At 62.7% G+C, this 25027-nt stretch carries 25 protein-coding genes; 15 read left to right on the top strand and 10 right to left on the bottom strand.

All coding sequences use genetic code 11. From position 1 onward, the window contains the following. Window position 1: 1 nt before the first annotated feature. Window positions 2–1189 carry a Na+/H+ antiporter NhaA gene (gene nhaA, locus AD659_RS05375; RefSeq protein ID WP_053119025.1) on the top strand — a complete coding sequence of 396 codons (1188 nt, stop codon included), beginning with the start codon at window positions 2–4 and terminating at the stop codon, window positions 1187–1189. A 980-nt stretch (window positions 1190–2169) separates the two neighbouring features. Here nhaA and AD659_RS05370 read toward each other — a convergent pair. Further along, window positions 2170–2634 carry an outer membrane lipoprotein gene (locus AD659_RS05370; RefSeq protein WP_024776354.1) on the bottom strand — a complete coding sequence of 155 codons (465 nt, stop codon included), beginning with the start codon at window positions 2632–2634 and terminating at the stop codon, window positions 2170–2172. Between the two features lie 171 nt (window positions 2635–2805). On the opposite strand from AD659_RS05370, the gene AD659_RS29025 reads away from it, so the two are divergent. Then, window positions 2806–3087: a hypothetical protein gene (locus tag AD659_RS29025; RefSeq protein WP_063680181.1), complete on the top strand. Its 282-nt coding sequence runs from the start codon at window positions 2806–2808 to the stop codon at window positions 3085–3087. Here AD659_RS29025 and pdxH read toward each other — a convergent pair. The 4 genes from pdxH to dinG all read right to left on the bottom strand — a co-directional run bounded on the left by pdxH (window position 3035) and on the right by dinG (window position 8586). Further along, complete coding sequence (pdxH, locus tag AD659_RS05365; protein ID WP_053119023.1) at window positions 3035–3682, bottom strand: pyridoxamine 5'-phosphate oxidase; 648 nt, start codon at window positions 3680–3682, stop codon at window positions 3035–3037. The genes AD659_RS29025 and pdxH overlap by 53 nt on opposite strands. A 24-nt stretch (window positions 3683–3706) precedes the next feature. Further along, window positions 3707–4837: an OmpA family protein gene (locus tag AD659_RS05360; RefSeq protein ID WP_053119021.1), complete on the bottom strand. Its 1131-nt coding sequence runs from the start codon at window positions 4835–4837 to the stop codon at window positions 3707–3709. Window positions 4838–4954: 117 nt separating this feature from the next. Next, on the bottom strand, window positions 4955–6100 hold the full coding sequence (locus AD659_RS05355; RefSeq protein ID WP_053119019.1) for a serine hydrolase domain-containing protein: 1146 nt from the start codon (window positions 6098–6100) through the stop codon (window positions 4955–4957). Window positions 6101–6441: 341 nt separating this feature from the next. Then, window positions 6442–8586 (bottom strand): ATP-dependent DNA helicase DinG, encoded by a 2145-nt coding sequence (gene dinG / locus AD659_RS05350; protein ID WP_053119017.1) that lies wholly within the window; start codon window positions 8584–8586, stop codon window positions 6442–6444. Between the two features lie 99 nt (window positions 8587–8685). On the opposite strand from dinG, the gene AD659_RS05345 reads away from it, so the two are divergent. Then, window positions 8686–9150 (top strand): CopD family protein, encoded by a 465-nt coding sequence (locus AD659_RS05345; RefSeq protein WP_053119015.1) that lies wholly within the window; start codon window positions 8686–8688, stop codon window positions 9148–9150. 131 nt (window positions 9151–9281) lie between these two features. Here AD659_RS05345 and AD659_RS05340 read toward each other — a convergent pair whose 3' ends face one another. From AD659_RS05340 to AD659_RS05325, 4 genes are all read right to left on the bottom strand, one after another. Next, window positions 9282–10040 (bottom strand): hypothetical protein, encoded by a 759-nt coding sequence (locus tag AD659_RS05340; protein WP_053119013.1) that lies wholly within the window; start codon window positions 10038–10040, stop codon window positions 9282–9284. After that, on the bottom strand, window positions 10033–10305 hold the full coding sequence (locus AD659_RS05335; protein ID WP_053119011.1) for a DUF1145 domain-containing protein: 273 nt from the start codon (window positions 10303–10305) through the stop codon (window positions 10033–10035). Before AD659_RS05335 ends, AD659_RS05340 begins: the two co-directional genes overlap by 8 nt. Before the next feature lie 145 nt (window positions 10306–10450). After that, on the bottom strand, window positions 10451–11176 hold the full coding sequence (locus AD659_RS05330; protein WP_053119009.1) for a PA1041 family peptidoglycan-binding anchor lipoprotein: 726 nt from the start codon (window positions 11174–11176) through the stop codon (window positions 10451–10453). A gap of 90 nt (window positions 11177–11266) precedes the next feature. Beyond that, on the bottom strand, window positions 11267–11962 hold the full coding sequence (locus AD659_RS05325; RefSeq protein WP_053119007.1) for a PA1041 family peptidoglycan-binding anchor lipoprotein: 696 nt from the start codon (window positions 11960–11962) through the stop codon (window positions 11267–11269). Between the two features lie 191 nt (window positions 11963–12153). On the opposite strand from AD659_RS05325, the gene AD659_RS05320 reads away from it, so the two are divergent. The 4 genes from AD659_RS05320 to AD659_RS05305 all read left to right on the top strand — a co-directional run bounded on the left by AD659_RS05320 (window position 12154) and on the right by AD659_RS05305 (window position 13908). Continuing rightward, a complete protein-coding gene (locus AD659_RS05320) occupies window positions 12154–12651 on the top strand; it encodes a DUF6231 family protein (RefSeq protein WP_053119005.1) in 498 nt (165 codons plus the stop codon). A 2-nt stretch (window positions 12652–12653) separates the two neighbouring features. Then, window positions 12654–13142, top strand: coding sequence for a YchJ family protein (locus AD659_RS05315; RefSeq protein WP_053119210.1), 489 nt, complete (start codon window positions 12654–12656; stop codon window positions 13140–13142). Window positions 13143–13213: 71 nt separating this feature from the next. After that, complete coding sequence (locus AD659_RS05310; protein ID WP_053119003.1) at window positions 13214–13699, top strand: LEA/WHy family protein; 486 nt, start codon at window positions 13214–13216, stop codon at window positions 13697–13699. 5 nt (window positions 13700–13704) lie between these two features. Beyond that, window positions 13705–13908 carry an SEC-C metal-binding domain-containing protein gene (locus tag AD659_RS05305; RefSeq protein ID WP_003198420.1) on the top strand — a complete coding sequence of 68 codons (204 nt, stop codon included), beginning with the start codon at window positions 13705–13707 and terminating at the stop codon, window positions 13906–13908. 303 nt (window positions 13909–14211) lie between these two features. On the opposite strand, the gene AD659_RS05300 is transcribed toward AD659_RS05305, so the two are convergent. Further along, window positions 14212–14769: a cysteine hydrolase family protein gene (locus tag AD659_RS05300; protein WP_053119001.1), complete on the bottom strand. Its 558-nt coding sequence runs from the start codon at window positions 14767–14769 to the stop codon at window positions 14212–14214. A gap of 208 nt (window positions 14770–14977) precedes the next feature. Between AD659_RS05300 and AD659_RS05295 the strand changes: the two genes are divergently transcribed. From AD659_RS05295 to AD659_RS05260, 8 genes are all read left to right on the top strand, one after another. Continuing rightward, the gene (locus AD659_RS05295; RefSeq protein WP_053118999.1) at window positions 14978–17428 is read left to right on the top strand and encodes a penicillin acylase family protein; all 2451 of its coding nucleotides are present in this window, start codon (window positions 14978–14980) and stop codon (window positions 17426–17428) included. 285 nt (window positions 17429–17713) lie between these two features. Beyond that, the gene (locus AD659_RS05290; RefSeq protein WP_053118998.1) at window positions 17714–18745 is read left to right on the top strand and encodes a ligase-associated DNA damage response exonuclease; all 1032 of its coding nucleotides are present in this window, start codon (window positions 17714–17716) and stop codon (window positions 18743–18745) included. Next, complete coding sequence (locus tag AD659_RS05285; RefSeq protein ID WP_053118996.1) at window positions 18742–20430, top strand: ATP-dependent DNA ligase; 1689 nt, start codon at window positions 18742–18744, stop codon at window positions 20428–20430. The genes AD659_RS05290 and AD659_RS05285 overlap by 4 nt, the downstream gene beginning before the upstream one ends. A gap of 388 nt (window positions 20431–20818) precedes the next feature. Further along, window positions 20819–21601: a transporter substrate-binding domain-containing protein gene (locus tag AD659_RS05280; RefSeq protein ID WP_053118995.1), complete on the top strand. Its 783-nt coding sequence runs from the start codon at window positions 20819–20821 to the stop codon at window positions 21599–21601. A gap of 57 nt (window positions 21602–21658) precedes the next feature. After that, window positions 21659–22387, top strand: coding sequence for an ABC transporter permease (locus tag AD659_RS05275; protein WP_053118993.1), 729 nt, complete (start codon window positions 21659–21661; stop codon window positions 22385–22387). Next, window positions 22384–23094: an ABC transporter permease gene (locus AD659_RS05270; protein WP_053118991.1), complete on the top strand. Its 711-nt coding sequence runs from the start codon at window positions 22384–22386 to the stop codon at window positions 23092–23094. Before AD659_RS05275 ends, AD659_RS05270 begins: the two co-directional genes overlap by 4 nt. Window positions 23095–23121: 27 nt before the next feature. Then, entirely contained in the window at window positions 23122–24240 is a 1119-nt protein-coding gene (locus AD659_RS05265) for a succinylglutamate desuccinylase/aspartoacylase family protein (RefSeq protein ID WP_053118989.1), read from the top strand. A 13-nt stretch (window positions 24241–24253) separates the two neighbouring features. After that, entirely contained in the window at window positions 24254–25018 is a 765-nt protein-coding gene (locus AD659_RS05260; protein ID WP_053118987.1) for an ABC transporter ATP-binding protein, read from the top strand. Window positions 25019–25027 lie beyond the last annotated feature (9 nt).

Raw genomic sequence — 25027 nt, 5'->3', positions numbered from 1 at the left:
CGTGGCTCTACGCAATTCTCTGACACGTTTTTTTCAACTGGAGGCTGCCAGCGGCCTGCTGCTGATCGCTGCCGCCGTGCTGGCACTGGTCATCAACAATTCGCCGCTGTCCTGGCTGTACAACGGCCTGCTCGACACCCCGGTGGTCGCCCAGGTCGGCGCGTTGAAGATCGCCAAGCCCTTGCTGCTATGGATCAACGACGGCCTGATGGCGATGTTCTTCCTGCTCATCGGCCTCGAGGTCAAGCGCGAGGTCCTCGACGGGCAACTGTCGAAACCTTCGCAAATCGTCCTGCCGGGCGCGGCGGCGATTGGCGGCATGGTGGTGCCCGCCCTGATCTATTGGTTTCTCAACCGCGACAATCCTCCCGCCCTCGCGGGCTGGGCGATTCCGACCGCCACCGACATCGCATTCGCCCTCGGTGTGCTGGCCTTGCTCGGCAAGCGGGTGCCGGTGTCGCTCAAGCTGTTCCTGATGACCCTGGCGATCATCGACGACCTGGGCGCCATTATCATCATCGCCATCTTCTACTCCGGCGCCCTCTCGACCTTGTCGCTCATGCTGGCGGCCACGTGCATCGCCGCGCTGGTGGCGATGAACCGGATGGGCGTGGTCAAGCTCGGGCCCTACATGGTCGTGGGGCTGATTCTCTGGGTCTGCGTACTCAAGAGCGGTGTCCATGCCACCCTGGCCGGTGTGACCTTGGCGTTCTGCATTCCGTTGCGCACGAAAAACGCCGAGACCTCGCCGCTGCTGACCCTGGAACATGCCCTGCATCCCTGGGTGGCCTATGGGATCCTGCCGCTGTTCGCCTTCGCCAACGCCGGCCTGTCCCTGAGCGGCGTTACCGTCGAGAGCTTCACCCATCACGTGCCGATGGGCATCGCCATCGGCCTGTTGCTGGGCAAGACCGTCGGCGTCTTTGGCCTGACCTGGCTGGCGGTGAAAATCGGCATCGCCAGCCTGCCCCTTGGGGCCAATTGGGGGCAGATCCTGGGGGTGGCAATCCTGTGTGGGATCGGGTTCACCATGAGCCTGTTCGTTGGCTCCCTCGCGTTCGAGCCTGGGGTCAGCGACTACGCCGGCATGGACCGGATGGGGATTCTCACTGGGTCGATCCTGGCGGCGTTGGTGGGTTATGCGGTGACGGCGGTGGCCAGTCGTAAGCCGTCTGCATTGCCTGGCTGATTTCTGGCTGCCAGGAAGGGGGGCATATCCATTGCTGCGGTAACGGCCACTTAGGGTTCCGCTCTTACAGCGGGTCACTTTTGAAGAGCGCAAAAGTAACCAAAACGCTTTTGCCCCACCACTCGGCACCTCGCTAAGGCTCGGTGTGCCCTCACTCCGGCATTGCTCCGTGGGCCCGCCGCGAAGGGCCATCCATGGCCCAGCGCGGCTATCCCGGCATCCATGCCGGGATACCCACTCCACAATGCCTGCGTTCGGCCAGCGTGGTTAACGGGGCGTCCGAGATCAACGGCTACCGCGAGGCGGCCTGATAGCCGACCTGGCTCTTGATGGGGACCGCGTTTCTCCTGTGGGAGCGGGCTTGCTCGCGAAGGCGGCGTCACAGTCAATGATGATGCTGGATGTGCTGACCTCTTCGCGAGCAAGCCCGCTCCCACAGGAGGTGTGTTGGATATGAATTCTGTGTCCGCTGAAGATTGAATGTGGGAGCGAGCTTGCTCGCGATGGCGGTGGTTCAGTCACATGGATACTGGGCTTGCTGGCCTCTTCGCGAGCAAGCTCGCTCCCACAGGAGAAACGCGGTCCCCATCAAGAGCCAGGTCGGCTATCAGGCCGCCTCGCTTTGTTTTTGATCTGGGGCGCCCCGTTGACCACGATGGCTGAACGAAGGCCTTGCGCAGTGGGCACCTCGGCATGGATGCCGAGGTAGCCGCGCTGGGCCATGGATGGCCCTTCGCGGCGGGCCCACGGAGCAAGGCCTTCGTTCAGGCATGCCGAGCCTAGGCGAGGCACCGAGTGGTGGGGCAAGAGCGTTTTGGTTACTTTTGCGCTCTTCAAAAGTGACCCGCCGTCAGGGCGGAACCCTAAGCAGCCGTTACCGAAGAAACGGATATACACCCCGTCCCCCGAAACAAAGCCATAAAAAAACGGCGCTATCCCATTGAGGAAGAATCGCCGTTTTTTCTCTTACCTAACCAAGCTTAGTGCGATACGCGACTCGTACCACCGACAGTGGAAATACGAACCCGCTCACCCACACGGAACACCTCGTTCTCCTGAACCTGCTGCACATAGGCACGCATACTGCCGTCATCTTCACGCACAGTGATTTCCACACCCTGGGTACGGGTCAGGCCTTCTTCAGTGGCGGAACCAATCAGGCCACCCGCCACAGCACCGATCACGGCAGCGACAATACTGCCACGGCCACCGCCGATGGCGCTGCCGCCTACACCACCGACCACGGCACCGGCCGCACCGCCGATCGGGGTCTTGGTGCCTTCGATCTTGACCGGACGCAGGGATTCGATAGTCCCCATGCGAATCGTCTGCACGCGACGCGCTTCGTCACGGGAGTAGGAGTCACCGGTCAGGCTCGACTGACAGCCAGTGAGCAACATCGCCATCGTGGAAAAGGAAGCAACCAGCAAAACAGACTTACGCATAGCATCAACTCCAAAAGACAGGGATTCATTAAACTCCCCAGCTTGACGCCTGTCACGGCCTGGCCGGGATAAAATTGTTTTCATTCAGGTGGGATACAGGCGCACCGGAAAAATTCACCAAACAGTAGCGCCAATTTACAAAACCTGCGTCATCAACCCAGGGATTTTTTCATGGATTATTTCATTATCGTCATGACCACCGTGGCCGGCCTGTACTTCCACGGGTGGCTGTACGTGCGGATCAAACGCTGGATGGACCGCGACCTGGCGCTGTCGCTGGCGGGGCAGGATGAGCAGAAAAGGACCTATATGCTGCAACAATTGACCCGCGCCCGGGAGCAAGGCATCAAGCGCCGGGACCTGCCGCAATGGCTGCAAACCGCTGCGGCAAGTTATCCCGTTAAGGCGCCAGGCGCTCGAGAGTCCAGTTCGCCCCTTGCAGGCGATAGTTGAGGCGATCATGCAGGCGGCTCGGGCGGCCCTGCCAAAACTCGATGCGCTCGGGCAACAAGCGGTAACCGCCCCAATGCTCCGGGCAGTGGGGTTGGCTGTCGCTGAAGCGTTGCTCGGTGGCCTTGAGCAAATCATCCAGCTCCGCACGCCCTGAAATCACCCGGCTCTGGGGTGAAGCCCAGGCGCCGAGACGGCTGCCCAGCGGGCGAACCTGGTAATAGGCGTCCGACTCTTGCGCCGTGACCTTGACCACTTTGCCTTCGATGCGCACCTGGCGTTCCAGGGCCGGCCAGAAAAACGTCATGGCCGCGAACGGATTCGCGGCCAGTTGCTGCCCCTTGGCGCTGTCGTAGTTGGTGAAGAACGTGAAGCCCAGGGCATCCAGGCCCTTGAGCAACAGGATTCGGCAATGCGGGCGCCCGTCTGCATCCACCGTCGCCAGGGTCATGGCGTTGGCCTCCACCGGGGCCTGTTCGGTTTTCACCGCGTCGGCGAACCATTGGTGGAACAGTGCAAACGGCTCGGCCGGGGCTTGTGCCTCGGTCAAGCCGTCGCGGGTGTAGTCGCGGCGCATATCAGCCAGCGGTTGGGTCATGGCGCGTTCCTTGTGGTTAGCCCATCACTGCTTCGGGGTCTCGGCGGCCGCGACTTTCTTGGTATCGGTGGCGGCTTTGGCCGGTTGGGGTTTCTTCGCCGGGGTGGCGGGCTTGGCCGGAGCCTTCTTTGCAGGCGCCTTGGTCGCGGCTTTTTTGGCCGGTGCTTTCTTGGCCGAGGCTTTGGTGGTCGAGGCCACTGCTTTTTTAGCCGCGGGCGCAGGGGCCGGGGCAGCAGGCTTCACATCCTGGGCGGCAACCATGGTCACCGGGGCCGGGGCCGGCATGTTGTATTTGCTCAGCAGCGCAACCATGGTGTTGGCTGGCGTGACCAGCAGTTCCACACGACGGTTCAAGGCGCGCCCTTCAACGCTGTCATTGGCCGCACGTGGCGCCACTGCGCCCATGCCGCGCAGCATCAGGCGATCACGTTGCAGGCCGCTGAGGCGGAAAATCGCTGCCACGGACTGGGCACGCTCCTGGCTGAGCTTGAGGTTGGCCGGTGCCGCGCCCGAGGTGTCGGCGTGACCGAGGATCAGCACGGCGGTCTTCGGATCGGCTTCGAGGATCTTCGCCACGCGGGTGAACGGGCCGAGGGTCACGGGCAGCAGCATGGCCGGACGGTCCGGGTTGAACGAGCCGTCCACGGGCGCGGTAACCACCAGCACATTGTCGCGGCGCTCGAGTTCGAGCTTGCTGTCCTTGATGGCGGTGCGCAGTTTCGGCTCGTAGTCGTCAAGCCAGGCCTGGGTGACTTTCGGATCGGGCATCGGCACCGCCTTGGCGGTTTCCTGATCCTTGCCACCGAACGGCCACCACCACTTGCCGTTGCTTTCGGCTTCGGCCTTGGCAACGGCCTGCGGCGCCTTGGTTTCAGGCTTGGCCTCTGCTTTTGCTTCGACTTTTCTGGCAGCGTCTGCGGCGGTTTCCTCGGAAGAGAACGGCCACCACCAATGGCTGGCGCTCTCGGCCTTGGCTTGCGGCGCGACGGCGGCTGGCTTCAGGGGCGCCGCTGGCGCCGTTTCCTTGGTCGCGACCTTGTCGGAAGAACCGAACGGCCACCAGCCACTGCTGCCCTCGGCATCATTTTGTGGGGTTTGTGCGCAACCGGTGATAGCGAAGCACAGCGCCAGAGCGAGGGTTTTATTCGATGACATTGGATATCCACAAAATGATCTAAATGAAAAAACAAGGCCATGTTCTGGCCGCATAAACAGACGCTTGGAAACTGAAAAGGACACGAGGTTCCTGTGTCCATGGCCTTCAATGGCGTTTTATAGACAAGTGGCAAGCACCCGCGCAAGGTTCTGCGCGCGTGGGTCCATCAATACGTAAGGCCCGAGCGTGTTGGTCACGAAGCCGAACGCGACATCATGCTCAGGATCGGCAAACCCGATGGAACCACCGGCCCCCGGGTGACCGAACGCCCGTGGGCCGAGGCCGTAGGTCGCATTCGGTACGTCCGGCTGGTCGAGCATGCAACCCAGGCCGAAACGGGTCTGGGTCAACAACGTCTTGTCCTCGCCGAAGCTGTGCTGGCGAGTCAGCTCGTCGAGCATTTCACCTTCCAGCAGACTGCCATCCAGCAGCCCCGCATAGAACCCGGCCAGACTACGGGCATTGCCGTGGCCGTTGGCGGCTGGTTGCTGCATGCGCCGCCATTCCGGCTTGTTGGTGCTGGTCATGATCGACGGCGGATTGATGAAGGCTCGGGTGGTCATGGCCGTGGGCTCGCGCATCGTCACCTGCAGCAGGCGCTGGGCCGCCGCATCGCCGACGTTGCCTTTGCCACGAGCGATATGGGCTACGCGATGAAACTCCTCATCGGCCAGGCCCACGTGAAAATCCAGGCCCAACGGTTTGGCGACGCGCGCCACGATGGACTCCCCCGGGCCGCGCCCATCGGCCCGGCGTAACAATTCACCCACCAGCCAGCCGTAAGTGATCGCGGCATAACCGTGGCCCTCGCCCGGTGTCCACCAAGGTGTTTCGGCAGCCAGGGCGTCGACCATGGTTTGCCAGTCATAAAGCGCTTCGGGCGGCAATAAGTCACGCAATGCCGGGAGCCCGGCCTGATGGCAGAGCAGTTGGCGAAGGGTGATGGCGGCTTTGCCGGCCGCAGCGAACGCTGGCCAATAGCGGGCAACCGGGGCATCCAGTTGCAACTTGCCCTCGGCCACCAGTTGCAGGGCGGTGACGGCAGTGAACGTCTTGGTGCAGGAAAACAGGTTGGCGAGGGTGTCGCTGTGCCAGGCTTCATGGCCATCCTTGTCGGCGGTGCCGGCCCACAGGTCGATCACCGTGCGGCCACCCACCTGGATGCACAACGCCGCGCCGCGCTCCTGGGGATCATCGAACAGCGCCGCGAACGCTTCACGCACCGCCTCGAACTGAAGCTCGTAATGGCCTTGAATTTGCACCCGTAACCTCTCTCCACTGAACACTTTTTTGCACTGGCCGCATTGTTCCAGCCATTAAGGGTTTTGGGAACCGCCGCAAGACGGCTGACCGGGTTGGCGCTGGCCTTTGTGGCGAGGGAGCTTGCTCCCGCTGGGGTGCGTTGTAGGAGCTGTCGAGTGCAGCGAGGCTGCGATCTTTCCCTGGACACTTGAGTCTCAAGCGCAAGATGAAAAAGATCGCAGGCTTCGCCAGCTCCTACAGAGCCCAGCGGGAGCAAGCTCCCTCGCCACAAAAGCTCCTTTTGCTACAGAAATTCCTCTTGTACAAAAACGCCCTCGCCAGAGCAAAGTCATTGCCCGGATCAGGAAATCTCCCGCCGAAACGGCGGCAATGCATTGAGGATCGCCTTGCCATAGCGCTGGGTCACCAGCCTGCGGTCGAGCAAGGTGATGGTGCCGCGGTCTTCTTCGGTGCGCAGCAAGCGGCCACACGCCTGGACCAGCTTCAGCGATGCATCCGGTACGGAGATTTCCATGAACGGATTGCCACCCCGGACTTCGATCCACTCGGCCAACGCCGCCTCCACCGGATCGTCGGGGACCGAGAAGGGGATCTTGGCGATCACCACGTGCTCGCAATAGGCACCGGGCAAGTCCACGCCTTCGGCGAAGCTCGCCAGGCCGAACAACACGCTGGAATCACCACCGTCGACCCGTGCCTTGTGCTTGTTCAGGGTTTCCTGCTTCGACAGGTTGCCCTGGATGAACACCTGCTTGCGCCAGTCACGATCAAGGCCGTCGAACACGTCCTGCATCTGCTTGCGCGAGGAAAACAGCACCAGGGTGCCCCGTGAGCCTTCCACCAGTTCCGGCAGGTCACGGATGATCGCCGCCGTATGGCCGGCCGCATCCCGGGGGTCGGCCTTGAGGTCCGGCACCCGCAGCACACCGGCGTCGGCGTGATGGAAGGGGCTCGGGACCACGGCGGTCACGGCTTTCTTCGGCAGGCCGGCGCGCATGCGGAAGCGGTCGAACGTGCCCAGGGCGGTCAGCGTGGCGGAGGTCACCAGCGCGCCGTAGGCCACGTTCCACAGGTTGCGACGCAGCATTTCCGCCGCGAGAATCGGGCTGGCATTAACCTCGATGTCGAACAGCGAACCGCTTTCGGCCAGGGTCAACCACCGCGCCATCGGCGGGTTGTCTTCCGGGTCTTCGGCGGTGAAGGCCGTCCACAGCTCCCAGTTGCCCTGTGAGCGGGACAACAGGCTGCCGAACAGCGGGTACCACTCCTCGGCCTGGTTGCTGGCGATACCGATGTTGACCTCGCCGTCCATGCCTTCCTTGAGCAGGTCGGTCAGACGCGTGAACAGGTCGGTCAGGCGCGCGAAACCTTTCTTGAGCTCGATGCCCATTTCGCGCATGTGTTCGGGGATCACCCCACCGACAAAGCGGTGGCGTGGCCGCTCGCGGCCCTCGACGTCTTCGCCGGGCTTGAAATCGGCCACTTGCTCGCACGCGGTGAACATGAACTGCTGGTTTGTCTTGATTTCCCGCGCCAGCTCCGGCACTTGCTCGATGAACTTGCCCAGGTCACCCGGCAACGGATGCTGGGCCAGCAACTTGGTAAGGTTCTTGGCGGTGGTTTCCAGCCAGTCGGCGGTGGAACGCAGTCGCGTGTAATGGGCGAAATGGCCGATGGCCTTGTCCGGCAGGTGATGGCCCTCGTCGAACACGTAGATCGTGTCGCGTGGGTCCGGCAGCACCGCACCGCCGCCCAAGGCCAGGTCGGCCAGGACCATGTCGTGGTTGGTGACGATGACGTCGACCTTGCCCATGCCTTCGCGGGCCTTGTAGAAGGCACATTGGCCGAAGTTCGGGCAATGGCGGTTGGTGCACTGGCTATGGTCGGTTGTCAGGCGGGACCAGTCGGCGTCTTCCAGGGCCGTGGACCAACTGTCGCGGTCGCCGTCCCATTTATTGCCGGCCAGCTTCTCGATCATGCTGGTAAACAGCTTCTGGCTGGCCTCATCGACCTCGATCCTGAAGCCTTCTTCTTCGAACAACTGGGCCGTGGCGGTCTGCGCATGGCCTTCCTGGAGCAACATGTCGAGCTTGGACAGGCACATGTAGCGCCCGCGCCCCTTGGCCAGCGCGAACGTGAAGTTCAGCCCGCTGTTGCGCATCAGGTCGGGCAGGTCCTTGTAGACGATCTGCTCCTGCAGGGCGACGGTGGCCGTGGCGATCACCAGGCGTTTGCCAGCGGCCTTGGCAGTCGGAATCGCCGCCAGGCTGTACGCCACGGTCTTGCCGGTACCGGTGCCGGCCTCCACCGCCACGATGGCGGGCTCGCCGCTGCGCCGGCCTTCGTCGTCGGTGTCGATGTCACCCAGGACTTTTGCCACTTCGGCAATCATCAGGCGCTGGCCATATCGCGGCTTGAGGCTCTTGGCTTCGAGAAAACGCGAATAGGCGCCCTGGATCGTGGTTTTGAGTTCGGTGCTGATCATGAATGGTCGGGCGCTAAAAACGCTGGATAAATTTTCAGTGGTTCGGATCGGCGGCTATCATACCCCGCTAATGAATCCTGCGCAGAACGGAGTAACCCAATGACACCCTTTGCCCTCGTCTACACCCTGCATTTACTGGCGGCCCTGATCTGGGTCGGCGGCATGTTCTTCGCCTGGATGATCCTGCGCCCCGCAGCAATCACGGCGCTAGAGGGCCCTGCCCGGCTCAAGCTGTGGGTAGAAGTGTTTCAGCGTTTTTTCGTCTGGGTCTGGGTGGCGGTGGTGCTTTTGCCGATCAGCGGCGTAGGCCTGATCCACCTGCGCTTCGCCGGTTTCGAAACCGCGCCGCGTTATGTGCAGGTGATGATGGGGTTGTATGTGGTGATGACGGCGTTGTTTATCCGCATCCAGGGCCTGCAACTGCCGGCATTGCGTAACGCGGTGACGGCGCAGGACTGGCCGGCGGGTGCCGCGGTGCTGGGGAAGATTCGCAGGCTGGTGGGGATCAACCTGTTGATCGGGTTGCTGGTGGTGGCGATTGGCGCGGCACGGCCGCTGTTCTGAAAAATCGGCGGCATCACACAGAACTTGTGGGAGCGGGCTTGCTCGCGAAGGCGGTGGGTCAGTCAATGCTGATTAACCTGACACGCCCTCTTCGCGAGCAAGCCCGCTCCCACATTAGATTCGTCATACGTTCAGAACCGCTGCACCGTCACCGTCCCCGCCGCTCCGGCAGGCCCTGGCTGGCCATCGGCGCCAGGACGGCCGCTTTTGCCGCCATCCGCAGTATAGACCACGCAGCCCTTGGCCTTGCCTCCTGCCCCGGGTTTGCCGCCGTGTCCCGCCGCGCCACCGGCACCGCCGTCCACCGTCACCTTGATCTGCTCGGCAGGGTAGGCCCGGGGCAGTTCGAGCCGTACCTGCGCTCCAGCGGCGCCCGGCTGGCCATTACTGCCATTGCTGCCGTCGGCACCGCGACCGGCCGAACCCCAGGTGCAACCCGGCGCCTGGCCATTGGCACCGTCAAGACCGACGTAACCCGGTGCACCGGTGCCGCCACGGGCATCCACCGACAATAACGGCGCATTCAACGCCTTGAAACGCAGGTTGAGATCGCGCCCTGGCCGCGCAGCCTTGGTGTAGGTTCCCGGTGCGCCGCGTGACGTGATCTGGCTGCCCTCGGCCAATTCAGCCTGGGCCACTTTCAATTCCAATACTTGCTGCGCCGGCACGATCGCGATCCGAGCTTCACGCCCCAGGTGCAATTGGTCGATGGACAGTTCGGTGACATTGGAAGGCACCAGCAGCGTGCCGTAGTCAGCCACGTCCAGGCGTTCCAGGGTCAGGGTACTGGTGGTGTTGGGCAGGCGCATCAGCGAATGACCTTCGACCTGGAGCACCTGGGCCGAAGCCCACGGGCAGACGAGAGCGGCAAGTAGACACAATTTACGCATGGGAAGCCTCTGGCGCGGTCGGGAGGGTTTGCAGGTGAAAGATGCCGAACAACAGCACTCTGAGGCGATCACGACCTGGCGCGGGGCGGCCACGGAAACTGGCCCGGAACAACAGCAATTCCAGTAGATGGAGCGTCAATAAAAACGCGCCGGCGACGTTGACCAACAGATGCAACGGATGGACGAACGGCAGGACCAGATTGACCAGCACCACCAGCCAGAACAGCAGGGTCAACAAGCGCCCCAGCCCCCAAAACACCTTCATACGCCCCCCTGTTGAGAATTATTCTTTGCGCGCACAGTAACGGCTTGCGCGCCGGATAAGCCAGAGGGCCAGGCAAATTTAATCTAATCCGAGCCCCGGCCGGCCGGATCGCCCTCCCGACGAACCGGCAGCTCTGGCCCGCACCTCAGCGCTGGAGATGCAATTCTACCCGGCGATTCTGCGCGCGCCCTTCGTCGGTCTCATTGTCGGCCACCGGCTCGCTTTCGCCCTTGCCTTCGCTGGTGAGTTTGTCGGGGGCCAGCCCCTGGGTCAGCAAGTACTCCACGACGCTGCTGGCCCGACGCTCGGACAGCCCTTGATTATAGGCATCACTGCCGACACTGTCGGTGTGGCCCACCACCCGGATGCTGGCGACATTGGCATGGCTGAGTTTGCCCATCAGCCCATCGAGCTGGCTTCGAGCGTCTGCGGTGAGATCGGATTTGTCGAAATCGAACAGCACCTTGCCCGCGTCGTTGAGGGTGATGACCTCGCTAGCCGGTGCTTGCGGTTCGACCGGTGGCGCGCTGGCCGGGTATTGCGGCACCGGGCAACCGTGATGCTCGACAGGGGTATTGGCCGGGGTATCGGGACAACGGTCGCGGCGGTCGAAGACGCCGTCGTCGTCTTCATCGCCATCCTGGGCGTAGCAGATCAAACCACCGCCCAGCAGCCCCAATGCGGCGCCGCCAGCGGCCCATCCGCTGCTTTCAATGGCCCCCAAACCGCCGCCGACGAGGCCGCCGATCAGGCTACAGATTGGCCAGGTGCGTTGATTGAGGGGGGCGCCGCCGTCGCTGTGAGTGGCGCAACCGGACAACAGACTGCTCGCCAGCAGCACCGGTAAGGCGGCCCTGATTAGAACGTTCATGGTGAAGGCTCCTGTGTCACCGGCCCATACCGGTCACACAGGAGTAAAGACCCGCATCCGCAACTCAACAAGCCGCGGACGACAAGGGTTTCAGCGGTTTATCCTGATTTCCGTGCGACGGTTCATCGCGCGGCCGTCGGCGGTCTTGTTATCGGCCACCGGCTGGCTCTCACCGGCGCCGGACACCGAGACGAAACTGGCCTGCGGCACGCCGTTTTCGACCAGGTATTTCACCACCGAGTTGGCCCGTTTCTCCGACAGTTTCTGGTTGTAGGCATCGCTGCCGACGCTGTCGGTGTGGCCGGTGACACTCAGTTTCGCGGTGGACGTTTCCTGTTTCAGTCGGGTGGCGACCGCGCTCAGTACGTCTTTGTCGCCTGGGGTCAGCGTGGCTTTGTTGAACTCAAAGTGCACGTCGCGGATCACGATGGTTTCTTCTTTGACCACGACCGGCTCTTCGACCACCGGCGCCGGGGCGGGTGGCGGGCAACCGTCGGCATCGACCTGCACGCCCTTCGGTGTGCCCGGGCACTTGTCACGGCTGTCCGGCACGCCATCGCCGTCTTCGTCGCCGTCACCGTGCACCCAGCAATAAGCCGCTGCCATGCCGCCAACGTACAGCGCGCCGCCGCCAGCCCAGGAGGTACTTTCGATCGCGCCTAATCCGGCGCCGATCGCTCCGCCGACGGCCGCACAGGTCGGCCAGTCGGTTTTCTGCAAACCTGCGCAACCAGTCAACACACTGGTTAGCAGAACCAGGGGTAACGCTGTCCGAACTATGCTCATCGGGTTTCTCCTTGAGGGATCGGCTTGGCGCCGATTCAGGGGAGTAAAGACCCGACTTCGAATCTGCGCCAGCCTGAGTAATCGCGGGTTTTCGCCCCGTGTTTGCGACGTTTGCGCACATTCAGGGACAAACCGCTCTAGGCCATGCTGTCCGGGCAGGCTATCGTGGTGGTTCTGACTGAGGAACTTCGATGACCGTTGCCATTTCTTCGCGCACACCCCAGCAAGCCCTGGCGGCCGTGCTTGACCGTTATGCCCCGCAAACACTGCTGCTGATCGGTGCCAGCGGCTTTCCCGCACTCGAAGCCTTCCAGCAGGCCCATCCCGACACCGAAGTGGTCCACGCCGGCCCCGGCGCGCTGCCGGCGGACGTGGCGGCGCGGCGTTTTGACCTGGCCCTGGCGCTCGATTGCCTGGAGCATTTGCCCAAGCGCGACGGTCTGAACCTGCTGGGCGGCATCCGCAACCTCAACGCCAGCCGCATCGCCGTGCTGGCCGACCTCAATGCCTGCGGCTGGCAAGAGACGGACTTTTTTTCCCTGGCCCTGCAAGCCAGCGAGCGATTCCAGCGCGAAGATCAGGTGCTGACCCTGTTCACCTACGATCTGCTTGAATACAAACAAGTCCCCGACTGGCTCAATTCACGTTTCTGGGCCAACCCGGAAAATTTTGGAAAATATTGGTGGTAACCGTGAACACAAGCTCGCACTCACCCATTTGCCCCTGCGGCAGTGGCAACTCACTGGACGCCTGCTGCGGCCACTACCACGACGGCCATCCAGCCCCCTGCGCCGCAGCCTTGATGCGCTCGCGCTATAGCGCCTATGTGCTGGGCCTGGTGGATTATCTGGTCGCCACCACCCTGCCCGCCCAGCAACAAGGCCTCGATCGCCAATCCATCAGCGAGTGGAGCGCCAACAGCACCTGGTTGGGGCTGGAGGTGGAAAGCAGCGAAGTGTTCGGCGGTAAACCGGAACACGCCTTCGTCACGTTCACGGCGCGCTGGCACGATGGCCAGGGCGAGCATAGCCACCGAGAACAGTCCTCGTTCGTGCAGAACGACGGGCGTTGGTACTTCATCGACCCGACCGTACCGGTGAAGACGGGACGCAACGACGATTGTCCATGCGGCAGCGGGTACAAATTCAAGAAATGCTGCGCCGGATACTTCAATCGCTGATTTTTCGGAAACGTCCGACGCTCCTCCTGCAGCCCATAGGGCTAGACTGGGGATAAACCAGAGGCACGGACATGACCCTTCCATCCTTCTTGCTGCGCGTCACCTGCCTGCTGCTGTTCGTCGGGTTCGGCGGCTGTGCCTCCTGGCGAGGGGATGAAGCCCCTGGGCCCCAGGTGCATCTGGTCAAGGTCGAGGTGATCCGGGCACGGCTGGTGGAACAGCGGTTCATGCTGCACTTTCGCGTCGACAACCCCGGCGACAGCGACCTCACCGTTCGCGGCCTGACCTACCGTGTCCACTTGGGTGACCTGTTGCTGACCGAAGGCGAGCATGAACATTGGTTCACCGTGCGCCCCCGACACAGTGCCTACTTCAAGGTGCCGGTGCGCACCAACCTGTGGCCGCAGGTGCGAGAACTGGTGAAGCTGCTGGAAAAACCCCGGGAACAGATCCCCTATCGTCTGGAAGGTGAGCTGGAAACCGGATTATTCATCGCCCACTACGTGCACCTGGAGCGCAATGGCGTGATAATCGCCGCCGATTTAATTGCGGAGTAACCCCGATGACCCAGCAACCCCACGTCCACGGCCCTGATTGCAACCACGATCACGACCATCACCACGATCATGACCACGGCCACGTCCACGGCCCGAACTGCGGCCACGCCCACCAGGAGCCGGTACGCAACGCCCTGAAGGATGTCGGTCGCAACGACCCTTGCCCGTGCGGCAATGGCAAGAAATTCAAGAAGTGCCACGGGGCTTGAGGGTCCGGGCGAAAAACTTTTTCGCCTGTTAGACCGTCATCGTCGGATCGCCGCCCGGAGCAAGCTCGCTCCCACAGTGTTGCCATTAACCAATCCAGGGTGTGATGGCTTGGAAGCTTTTTGTGGCAAGGGAGCTTGCTCCCGCTTGAGTGCGAAGCGCTCATCGCTTTTTTGGGGCCGCTGCGCGCCCCAGCGGGAGCAAGCTCCCTCGCCACGGGACCGTGCCGCTTTCAACCCCTGTGGGAGCGAGCTTGCTCCGGGCGGCGATCCGACGATGAGGCCGACGCATTCAATGCCTATCTGTCAGCCCGCCTGCAGAATCCGCTCCACACCCACCACCGTCGCATACTCACCGTGCAAGTTGCCCAGGGACATGGCATGCACGTCGGCCGCCGAACGGGCGTTACCGAAGTAATCGCTCTTGTCGAAGGTAAAGCAGGCATCCTCGGCCACCCACGTGTCGAATCCCAGGTTTCCGGCCGTACGCGCCGTGGACTCCACCGAGTTGTGCGTCGCCACGCCGACGATCACCAGTTGCCTGATACCGGCCTTGCGCAGATCTTGCTCCAGATGCGTGCCACTGAACGCATCCGGCACCTGTTTTTGCACCGACCATTCCCCAACCATGGGTTCGAACCGGGGTTGGACCTCCACCCCCGACTGTCCCGGCCAGAACACCGAGTCCGGCGAGCGGGACAAGTGATGGACATGAATCACCGGTCGCGCCGTGTGTCGCCAGAAAGCCAACAGTTCCAGCATGCGCAGCTCGGCCTCGGGATTGTTGCGCGGGCCGAGCCTGGGGTGAAGGATGCCTTTTTGTTGATCGATGAGGATCAGCGCCGCGCCGTGCTGTAGCTCCATGCCGGGTCTCTCTTGCTCGGTCTTTGAATGCCTCACACTTGAGCATCACCTCTGCCAACAGGCAAGCCTTCGCGCAAAAGCGGTGACCCGGTCCAGGGCTTTCATCGCCAAATCAACAAATAACCCTCGCCCCCGCTTGCGCGGCCCCCGCCTGCTCACTAACGTAGCGCCTTTATTGGTGCCACCCCCCTCCCGCAGGAGCTTTGCCATGGCCTCGCCAGCCTCTATTTCCCTCATCCCCCGGCTCGGCGTTGCCGCCGCGGTGGCCAGTGTGCTCGGTTTGAGCGGATGCCAGACCTGGAATGCCCAGGACACGGTCCCGCCCACTTCCGGTGTGCAACCGCTCAAGGGGCTGGCGCAGAACGTCTCGGTCCGGCGCAATGCCACGGGCATGCCGCTGATCGAAAGCAACAGCTTCCATGACGCCTTGTTCACCCTCGGCTACGTCCATGCCAGCGACCGCATCACCCAGATGGTGACCCTGCGCCTGCTGGCCCAGGGGCGGTTGGCCGAGATGTCCGGCGCCGAACGGCTGGACGTCGATCGCTACATGCGCGCCGTCAACCTGAAGAAAAACGCCGACGAGCTGTACAAGGCGTCTTCGCCACGGCTCAAGCGCTTCTTCGAAGTCTATGCCCGGGGCGTCAACGCCTACCTGTTCCGTTATCGCGACAAGTTTCCATCTGACCTGGCCGCCACGGGTTACAAACCTGAATATTGGAAGCCGGAAGATTCGGCGCTGATGTTCTGCCTGCTGAATTTCAGCCAGTCGGCCAACCTGCCGGAAGAAATTGCCAGCCTGGTGCTGGCCCAGACCGTCACAAACGACAAACTCGCCTGGCTGAGCCCGTCCTACCCGGACGAGCAACTGCCCGTGGCCGAGGCCGACAAGCTTCAGGGCCTGCGCCTCAACGGCCAGATCCCAGGCCTGAACGAGCTGAGCAAGGCCACCGGGCAGTTGGCTGGACTGAATCTGTTGGGTGCTGCGTCTTCAAGCAACTGGGCCATCGCGCCGCAACGCAGCCGCAGCGGCAAGAGCCTGCTTGCCAGCGACAGCCACGGGCCGCTGGGCATGCCAGGGCTGTGGAGCCCTGTACAAATCCGCGCGCCAAAGTATCAGGCAGCCGGGGTTTCCGTAGCGGGCATCCCGATGATCCTGGCCGGGTTCAACGGTAAAGTGGCCTGGAGCATGACCAGCGTGCTGGGAGACAACCAGGACCTGTTCCTGGAAAAAATCCGTCGCCAGGGCAACAGCCTGTCCTACGAGGTCAACGGCAAATGGCAGCCGGCGATCGTGCGCAACGAAACCTATTTCATCAAAGGCCAGCGGCCGATTCGTGAGGCGGTGTTCGAAACCCGCCACGGTCCGCTGCTCAACAGCGCCCAGGGTCCGGCCATGGCCAACGGCTTTGGCCTGGCCTTGCAGACGCCGAGCTTCACCGACGACAAGACCCTGGATGCGTTCTTCGACCTGTCCCGGGCACAGAACGTCGAGAAAGCCTCCGACGCCAGCCGGGAAATCCGCGCCATGGCGGTGAACCTGGTCTTTGCCGACGCCAGCCATATCGGCTGGCAAGTCACCGGTCGCTACCCGAACCGCCGTGAAGGCGAAGGCCTGTTGCCGTCGCCGGGTTGGGACGGTCGCTACGATTGGGACGGCTACGCCGATCCGATGCTGCACCCCTACGATCAAGACCCCGCCCAGGGCTGGCTCGGCACCGCCAACCAACGGGTCATTCCCCACGGCTACGGCATGCAGTTGTCCAACTCCTGGGGCGCACCGGAGCGTGGCGAACGCATGGCCGAGCTAGCCGGTGCGGGCAAGCACGACACCCGCAGCCTGACCGCCATGCAATACGACCAGAGCACGACATTCGCGGCCAAGCTCAAGCGCGTCTTCGAAGCCCCGGGCATGACCCAGCCCCTCAAACAGGCGATCGAAGCCCTGCCAGTGGCTGACCGGGCCAAGGCTCGCGAGGCCTACACCCGCTTGATGGCATTCGATGGCCGGCTCAACCCGACCTCCGCCGACGCGGCGATCTATGCGCTGTTCCTGCAAGAAAGCATGAAGCAGATTTTCCTTGACGAGCTGGGCCCGGACAGCAGTCCGGCGTGGCAGGCGCTGGTCGCCAATGGCCAATTGTCCTACTCGGCCCAGGCCGATCATCTGCTGGGGCGCGAAGACAGCCCGTTCTGGGACGATGTGCGCACCCCTCAGAAAGAAGACAAGGCCGTCATCCTCGCCCGCAGCCTGGCCGCCGCCATCAGCGCCGGTGACAGCCAGTTGGGCGGTGACCACAAGGCCTGGCAATGGGGCCAGTTGCATCGCTACGCGTGGAAGAACAGCAACGGCCAGATCGTACGCGGCCCGCTGCCGGCCGGTGGCGACGCCACCACGCTCAACACGGCGGCGTTTGCCTGGGGCCAGGATTTCAACACCACCCTGGCGCCGGCCCTGCGCTTTATCGTCGACTTCGGCCAGCCTGAACCGTTGATGATCCAGGACGGTGCCGGCCAGTCCGGCAACCCGGTCAGCCCGCACTATGCCAATGGCATCGATCCGTGGATCAAGGGGCAGTACCAGAGCCTGCCGTTGCAATCGCAGAACTTCGATCGGGCCTATGGCAAGACGCGGTTGACCCTGGTGCCTGGGAAATAACTGCAGGCCTGGGTTGGAGACACGACGCCTGTGGCGAGGGAGCTTGCTCCCGCTCGGCTGCGCAGCAGTCGTAAAACCGATTGATGCGGTCTGCCTGCAGGCATGCAGGGGCCTGCTTCGCAGTCCAGCGGGAGCAAGCTCCCTCGCCACAGGTTCTGGGTTGTCTGGACTGAAGTCATCACGAGCTTGCTCGCGATGGCGCCCGTCCATCCACCCCGATAACCCAATAGAACTTCTCCCCCCGCCCCCGCCTCTACCTGACAAGCCCATCGCTCCGGTGATTGCATGGATCTTGTCATTGCCCGCCCCGAAGGCTTGTATTGCCCACCCGGGGATTTCTACATCGACCCGTGGCGCGCGGTGGAACGCTCGGTCATCACCCACGCCCACGGCGACCATGCCCGCAGCGGCAACCAACACTACCTGGCCGCGGCACCCGGCGAAGGTATTCTGCGTTCCCGCCTGGGCCAGGACATCAACCTGCAAACCCTGCCCTACGGCGAACGCCTGCAACATCACGGCGTGACCTTGAGTTTTCATCCGGCCGGCCATGTATTGGGCTCGGCCCAGGTACGGCTGGAATATCAAGGCGAAGTCTGGGTGGCCTCGGGGGACTACAAAGTCGAGCCTGACGGCACCTGCGCGCCATTCGAACCGGTGAAGTGCCACACCTTCATCACGGAATCGACCTTCGGCCTGCCAATCTATCGCTGGCAGCCCCAGGCGCAGGTCTTCGAGGAGATCAACCAGTGGTGGCGCGGGAACATTGCCGCCGGCCGGGCCAGCGTGTTGTTCTGCTATTCCTTCGGCAAGGCCCAGCGGATTCTGCACGGCATCGATGAAAGCCTCGGGCCGATCCTGGCCCATGGGGCGGTGGAACCGCTGAACCGGGTCTATCGCGAAGCCGGCATTCACCTGCCACCGACGCTCTATGTCGGCGATGTCAAAAAAAACGATCCAATCATGAGCCAGGCGCTGGTCATCGCCCCGCCCTCCGCCGGTGGCAGTAGCTGGATGCGCCGCTTCGGCGACTACAGCGATGCCTTCGCCAGCGGCTGGATGCGCCTGCGCGGTACGCGTCGGCGGCGCGGCGTGGACCGGGGTTTCGTGCTGTCCGATCACGCCGACTGGCCTGGCCTGCTCTGGGCCATCGAACAGACCGGCGCCGAACGGGTGATGGTCACCCACGGGTCGGTGGCCGTGTTGGTGCGCCATTTGTGCGAGCAAGGCCTCGACGCCCAGGGTTTCACCACGGAATACGGCGACGATGAAGAAGACCTCGCCCAGACAACCGACAGCGGTGAGGAAGCCCCATGAAAGCCTTCGCCGAGCTGTACGCCGAACTGGACGCCACCACTTCCAGCAATGCCAAGCTTGCCGCCATGCAAGATTATTTCGGCAAAGCGCCGCCGGAAGATGCCGCCTGGGCTGTGTACTTCCTCTCCGGCGGACGTCCACGGCAACTGGTGCCGGTAAAAATCCTGCGGGCGTTGGCGGTCCGGGTCTCCGGGTTGTCGCTCTGGCTGTTCGAGGAAAGTTATCAGGCCGTGGGCGACCTGGCCGAAACCATTTCCCTGGTCTTGCCCGAATCGCCCCACACCTCCGATGAAGGCCTGGCGCTGTGGATCGAAGAGAAGCTGCTGCCGTTGCGCGGTGAGTCACCCGACGTCCTGGCTGAACGGCTCCCGGCGCTGTGGGCGCAGCTCGACCGGCCGAGCCTGATGCTCTGCATCAAACTCATTACCGGCAGTTTCCGGGTTGGGGTATCCAAGCTGCTGGTGACCCGGGCCCTGGCGACCATGGCCGGGCTGGACAGCAAACGGGTGGCCCAGCGACTGGTGGGCTACACCGATCTGTCCCATCGCCCCACGGCGGGCAGCTACCTCAAGCTGATCGCAGCCGAATCCGACGATGAGCATGCCCAGCGCGGCGGCCAGCCTTATCCGTTTTTCCTGGCCCATGCGCTGTCTGCACCGGTGGAGCAATTCGACGCACTGCTGGGGCCGGCCAGCGACTGGCAGGTGGAATGGAAATGGGACGGTATCCGGTCCCAAGTGATCAAGCGCGACAGCCATTTGTGGGTCTGGTCCCGAGGCGAGGACTTGGTTACTGAACGATTTCCGGAATTGCATTCATTGGCCCAGGCGTTGCCTGACGGCACGGTGATCGACGGTGAAATCGTGGTTTGGAAAGCCCCGCAATCGGTCACCGAGGATGCCTTCGACCCGGAGGCGCCGCTGCAACCGGCTGTGCAACCCTTCGCCCTGCTGCAGCAGCGCATCGGGCGCAAGACCCTGGGCAAGAAAATCCTCGACGACGCCCCCGTGGTGGTGATGGCCTACGACCTGTTGGAATGGCAAGGCAAGGACTGGCGCAGCCACCCCCAGGCCGAGCGCCGCGAACAACTGGAGGCGCTGATTGCCCGTATCCACAGCCCGGTGCTGCTCCCCTCGCCAATCGTCACCGGCCAGGACTGGCTCGACCTCGCCCGGCAGCGCGAAGCCTCTCGCAGCCTCGGCGTCGAGGGCATGATGCTCAAGGCGCGCAACGCGCTGTACGGCGTCGGCCGCACCAAGGACATGGGCGTGTGGTGGAAATGGAAGATCGACCCGTTCAGTGTCGACGCGGTGCTGATCTACGCCCAACGCGGCCACGGCCGGCGCGCCAGCCTCTACAGCGACTACACCTTCGCCGTGTGGGACAACCCACCGGGCAGCCGCGAACGCACCCTCGTGCCGTTCGCCAAGGCCTATTCGGGCCTGACCGATGCGCAAATGCGCCAGGTTGACAGCATCGTGCGCAAGACCACCGTGGAGAAGTTCGGCCCGGTAAGCAGCGTGACGCCGACCCTGGTGTTCGAGCTGGGCTTCGAAGGCATCGCCTTGTCCAAGCGCCACAAAAGCGGGATCGCGGTGCGGTTTCCGCGAATGTTGCGCTGGCGCCAGGACAAGAGCGTCGACGAAGCCGATACCCTGGCAACGCTTCAAGACCTGCTGAAATAGCGCGGTACGCTCTTTGTGGCCAGAGATTGCTCGCGCCGGGGGCGTTGTAGGAGCTGTCGAGCGAAGCGAGGCTGCGATCTTTCCCCTGGCAATTGAATCGAGAGCGAAAGATCAAGATCAAAAGATCGCAGCCTTCGGCAGCTCCTACAGAGTCCAACAGGAGCAAGCCCCTTGCACAAGAACAGCACGCTCCATCCCGGTGCGCTTTTTGATGTACGCTCATCCTCGCGCACCATCGCGTTCCGTCTCCTGCCCCTCGTGCTTTTAAAACACTTGTTCGGCACTATGGTTCGGAAATTGCTACCTTTATGTCGTCATACCGTTCAGACCTTCACCGGTAACAATCTTACGCGCCACAAGCGCTCAAATTGGTTTTAGGGACTCAATAATGAAAAAAGCACTGCTGACCCTTTCTGCACTGGCGTTGTGCATGGCCGCTGGCGTTGCCACAGCCAAGGAATACAAGGAATTGCGTTTTGGTGTCGACCCTTCCTACGCCCCGTTCGAGTCCAAGGCCGCCGACGGCAGCCTGGTCGGTTTCGACATCGACCTGGGCAATGCGATCTGCGCAGAGCTGAAGGTCAAATGCAAATGGGTCGAAAGCGATTTCGACGGCATGATCCCGGGCCTGAAGGCCAATAAATTCGACGGCGTGATCTCCTCCATGACCGTTACCCCGGCTCGCGAGAAGGCTATCGACTTCTCCAGCGAGCTGTTCTCCGGCCCAACGGCCTATGTCTTCAAGAAGGGCTCGGGCCTGAGCGCAGACGTTGCTTCGCTCAAAGGCAAGAGCGTCGGCTACGAGCAAGGCACCATCCAGGAAGCCTATGCCAAGGCCGTGCTGGATAAGGCTGGCGTCAAGACCCAGGCCTATCAGAACCAGGACCAGGTCTACGCCGACCTGACCTCGGGCCGCCTCGACGCGGCGATCCAGGACATGCTTCAGGCCGAGCTGGGCTTCCTGAAGTCGCCAAAAGGCGAAGGCTATGAAGTCAGCCAGCCGGTGGACAGCGAGCTGCTGCCATCCAAGACCGCCATCGGTATCAAGAAAGGTAACAGTGAGCTGAAGGCACTTTTGGATAAAGGTATCAAAGCGTTACACGACGACGGCAAATACGCCGAGATCCAGAAAAAACACTTTGGCGATCTGAATCTGTACAGCGGCAAATAATGCGCGGCGCCCACCCGATCTCGGGTGGGCGTCTTTTTTCAGCCAAAGGCAACGTCCATGTTCGAACAATTCCTACAAAGTCTGGGGCTCTCGGCCTTCAGCCTGCAGGGCTTTGGCCCGCTGCTGATGCAAGGCACCTGGATGACCATCAAGCTGTCGGCCCTGTCCTTGTTGTTGAGCGTCCTGCTCGGCCTGCTGGGCGCCAGTGCCAAGCTGTCCCGCGTCAAACTGCTGCGAATCCCTGCCCAGCTCTACACCACGCTGATCCGCGGCGTGCCGGACCTGGTGCTGATGCTGCTGATTTTCTACAGCCTGCAAACCTGGCTGACCTCGTTCACCGACTTCATGGAATGGGAATACATCGAGATCAACCCATTCGGCGCCGGGGTGATCACCCTGGGTTTCATCTACGGCGCGTACTTCACCGAAACCTTTCGCGGCGCGATCCTCGCGGTCCCCCGGGGCCAGGTCGAAGCGGCCACGGCCTATGGCCTCAAGCGTGGCCAGCGCTTTCGCTACGTGGTGTTTCCACAAATGATGCGCTTTGCCTTGCCGGGTATCGGCAACAACTGGATGGTGATGCTCAAGGCCACCGCGCTGGTGTCGATCATCGGCCTGGCCGACCTGGTCAAGGCAGCCCAGGATGCGGGCAAGAGCACCTACCAGCTGTTCTACTTCCTGGTGCTGGCGGCATTGATCTACCTGCTGATCACCAGCGCGTCCAACTTCATCCTGCGCTGGCTTGAACGCCGCTACGCCGCCGGCGCCCGGGAGGCGGTGCGATGATCGAACTTCTGCAGGAATACTGGCGACCGTTCCTTTACAGCGACGGCGTCAACATCACCGGCCTGGCGATGACCCTGTGGCTGCTCAGCGCCTCGCTGCTGATCGGCTTCGTGGTGTCGATCCCGCTGTCCATCGCCCGGGTTTCACCCAAGTTCTACGTCCGCTGGCCCGTGCAGTTCTACACCTACCTGTTCCGGGGCACGCCGCTCTATATCCAATTGCTGATCTGCTACACCGGCATCTACAGCATCGAGGCGGTGCGCGCCCAGCCCATGCTCGACAGCTTCTTTCGCGACGCGATGAACTGCACGATCCTGGCCTTTGCCTTGAACACCTGCGCCTACACCACGGAGATTTTCGCCGGGGCGATTCGCAGCATGAACCATGGCGAAGTGGAAGCGGCCAAGGCCTACGGTCTGACCGGTTGGAAACTGTATGCCTACGTGATCATGCCGTCGGCGCTGCGCCGCTCGCTGCCGTATTACAGCAACGAAGTCATCTTGATGCTGCACTCGACGACCGTGGCATTCACCGCTACCGTTCCAGACGTGCTGAAAGTCGCCCGGGATGCCAACTCGGCGACGTTCCTGACATTCCAGTCGTTCGGGATCGCCGCGTTGATCTACCTGACCGTCACCTTTGCGCTGGTGGGCCTCTTCCGCCTCGCCGAACGCCGATGGCTGGCCTTCCTCGGGCCGACCCACTAGGGCTTTTGTTCCAGGACACACACGCACATGCGCCACCAGATCCACGACTTGCTGGCCCCGGTACCGGGGACCGCACGCAAGATCCACAGCTTCCACTTCGGCCCGGAAAAAGCCGTCGGCAAAATCTATATCCAATCATCCCTGCACGCCGATGAACTGCCAGGCATGCTGGTCGCCTGGCACCTCAAGCAACGCCTGGCCGAGCTTGAGGCGTCGGGCCACCTGCGCCACGAGATCGTGCTGGTGCCGGTCGCCAATCCCATCGGCCTCGAACAAGTGCTGATGGACGTACCCCTGGGCCGCTACGAAACCGAGAGCGGGCAGAACTTCAACCGCCGCTTCGTCGACCTGAGCGAAGAGATCGGCAACGAAATCCAGGACCTGCTCACCGACGATCCGCAGCACAACCTGATGCTGATCCGCACCAGCCTGCGCGATGCCCTCGCCCGGCAGACCCCGGGCACGCAGCTGCAATCCCTGCGTCTGGCCCTGCAACGGCTGGCCTGCGACGCCGACATGGTGCTCGATCTGCATTGCGACTTCGAAGCCGTGGCCCACCTCTACACCACGCCCGAAGCCTGGCCCCAGGTCGAGCCGCTGGCCCGCTACATCGGTGCCGAAGCCAGCCTGCTGGCGACCGATTCGGGCGGCCAGTCGTTCGACGAATGCTTCACCCTGCTCTGGTGGCAGCTCAAGGAACGCTTCGGCGACCGCTTCGAGATTCCCCTGGGCAGTTTTTCGGTCACCGTGGAGTTGCGTGGTCAGGGTGACGTCAACCACGGGCTGGCGAGCCTCGACTGCCAGGCCTTGATCGAATACCTGATCCGCTTCGGCGCCATCGACGGTGAACCGATGCCCATGCCTGAACTGCCCTACCCGGCCACGCCGCTGGCCGCGGTCGAGCCGGTAGCAACGCCCGTGGGCGGGTTGCTGGTCTACAGCGCCCTGCCCGGCGAATACCTGGAGGCAGGGCAACTGATCGCGGAAATCATCGACCCGGTCAACGACACCGTCACCCCCGTTCATTGCCGTAACGCCGGGCTGCTGTACGCCCGTTCGCTGCGCCGCATGGCCACGGCCGGCATGGTGATCGCCCATGTCGCCGGCACCGAGGCCTACCGCAGCGGCTACCTACTTTCGCCTTGAGGATGCATGCTCCATGTACAAACTGACCATCGAAGGCCTGCATAAAAGCTATGGCGAACATGAAGTACTCAAGGGCGTTTCGCTCAAGGCCAAGACCGGCGACGTCATCAGCCTCATCGGCGCCAGCGGCTCGGGCAAAAGTACCTTTTTGCGCTGCATCAACTTCCTGGAACAACCCAATGACGGCGCCATGAGCCTGGACGGCCAGCCGATCCAGATGATCAAGGACCGCCACGGCATGCACGTGGCCGACGCCGACGAACTGCAACGCATCCGCACGCGCCTGGCCATGGTGTTCCAGCACTTCAACCTGTGGAGCCACATGACCGTGCTGGAAAACATCACCATGGCGCCGCGCCGGGTGCTGGGTGTGAGCAAGCAGGAAGCCGATGACCGCGCCCGTCGTTATCTCGACAAGGTCGGCCTGCCGGCGCGGGTTGCCGAGCAGTACCCGGCGTTCCTCTCCGGCGGCCAGCAACAGCGTGTGGCCATCGCCCGTGCGCTGGCGATGGAGCCCGAGGTGATGTTGTTCGACGAACCCACCTCGGCCCTGGACCCGGAACTGGTGGGCGAAGTGTTGAAAGTGATCCAGGGCCTGGCCGAAGAAGGCCGGACCATGATCATGGTGACTCATGAAATGAGCTTCGCCCGCAAAGTCTCGAACCAGGTGCTGTTCCTGCACCAGGGCCTGGTGGAAGAAGAAGGCGCGCCGGAAGACGTGCTGGGCAATCCCACCAGCGAACGGCTCAAGCAGTTTCTCAGTGGCAACCTGAAATAGACTCGGCAC

It is taken from the genome of Pseudomonas thivervalensis (assembly GCF_001269655.1).
In the GTDB taxonomy this organism is placed as follows: domain Bacteria; phylum Pseudomonadota; class Gammaproteobacteria; order Pseudomonadales; family Pseudomonadaceae; genus Aquipseudomonas; species Aquipseudomonas thivervalensis.
The sequence above is the reverse complement of the archived record's forward strand: the minus strand, read 5'-3'. Positions and strand labels throughout refer to the sequence as shown.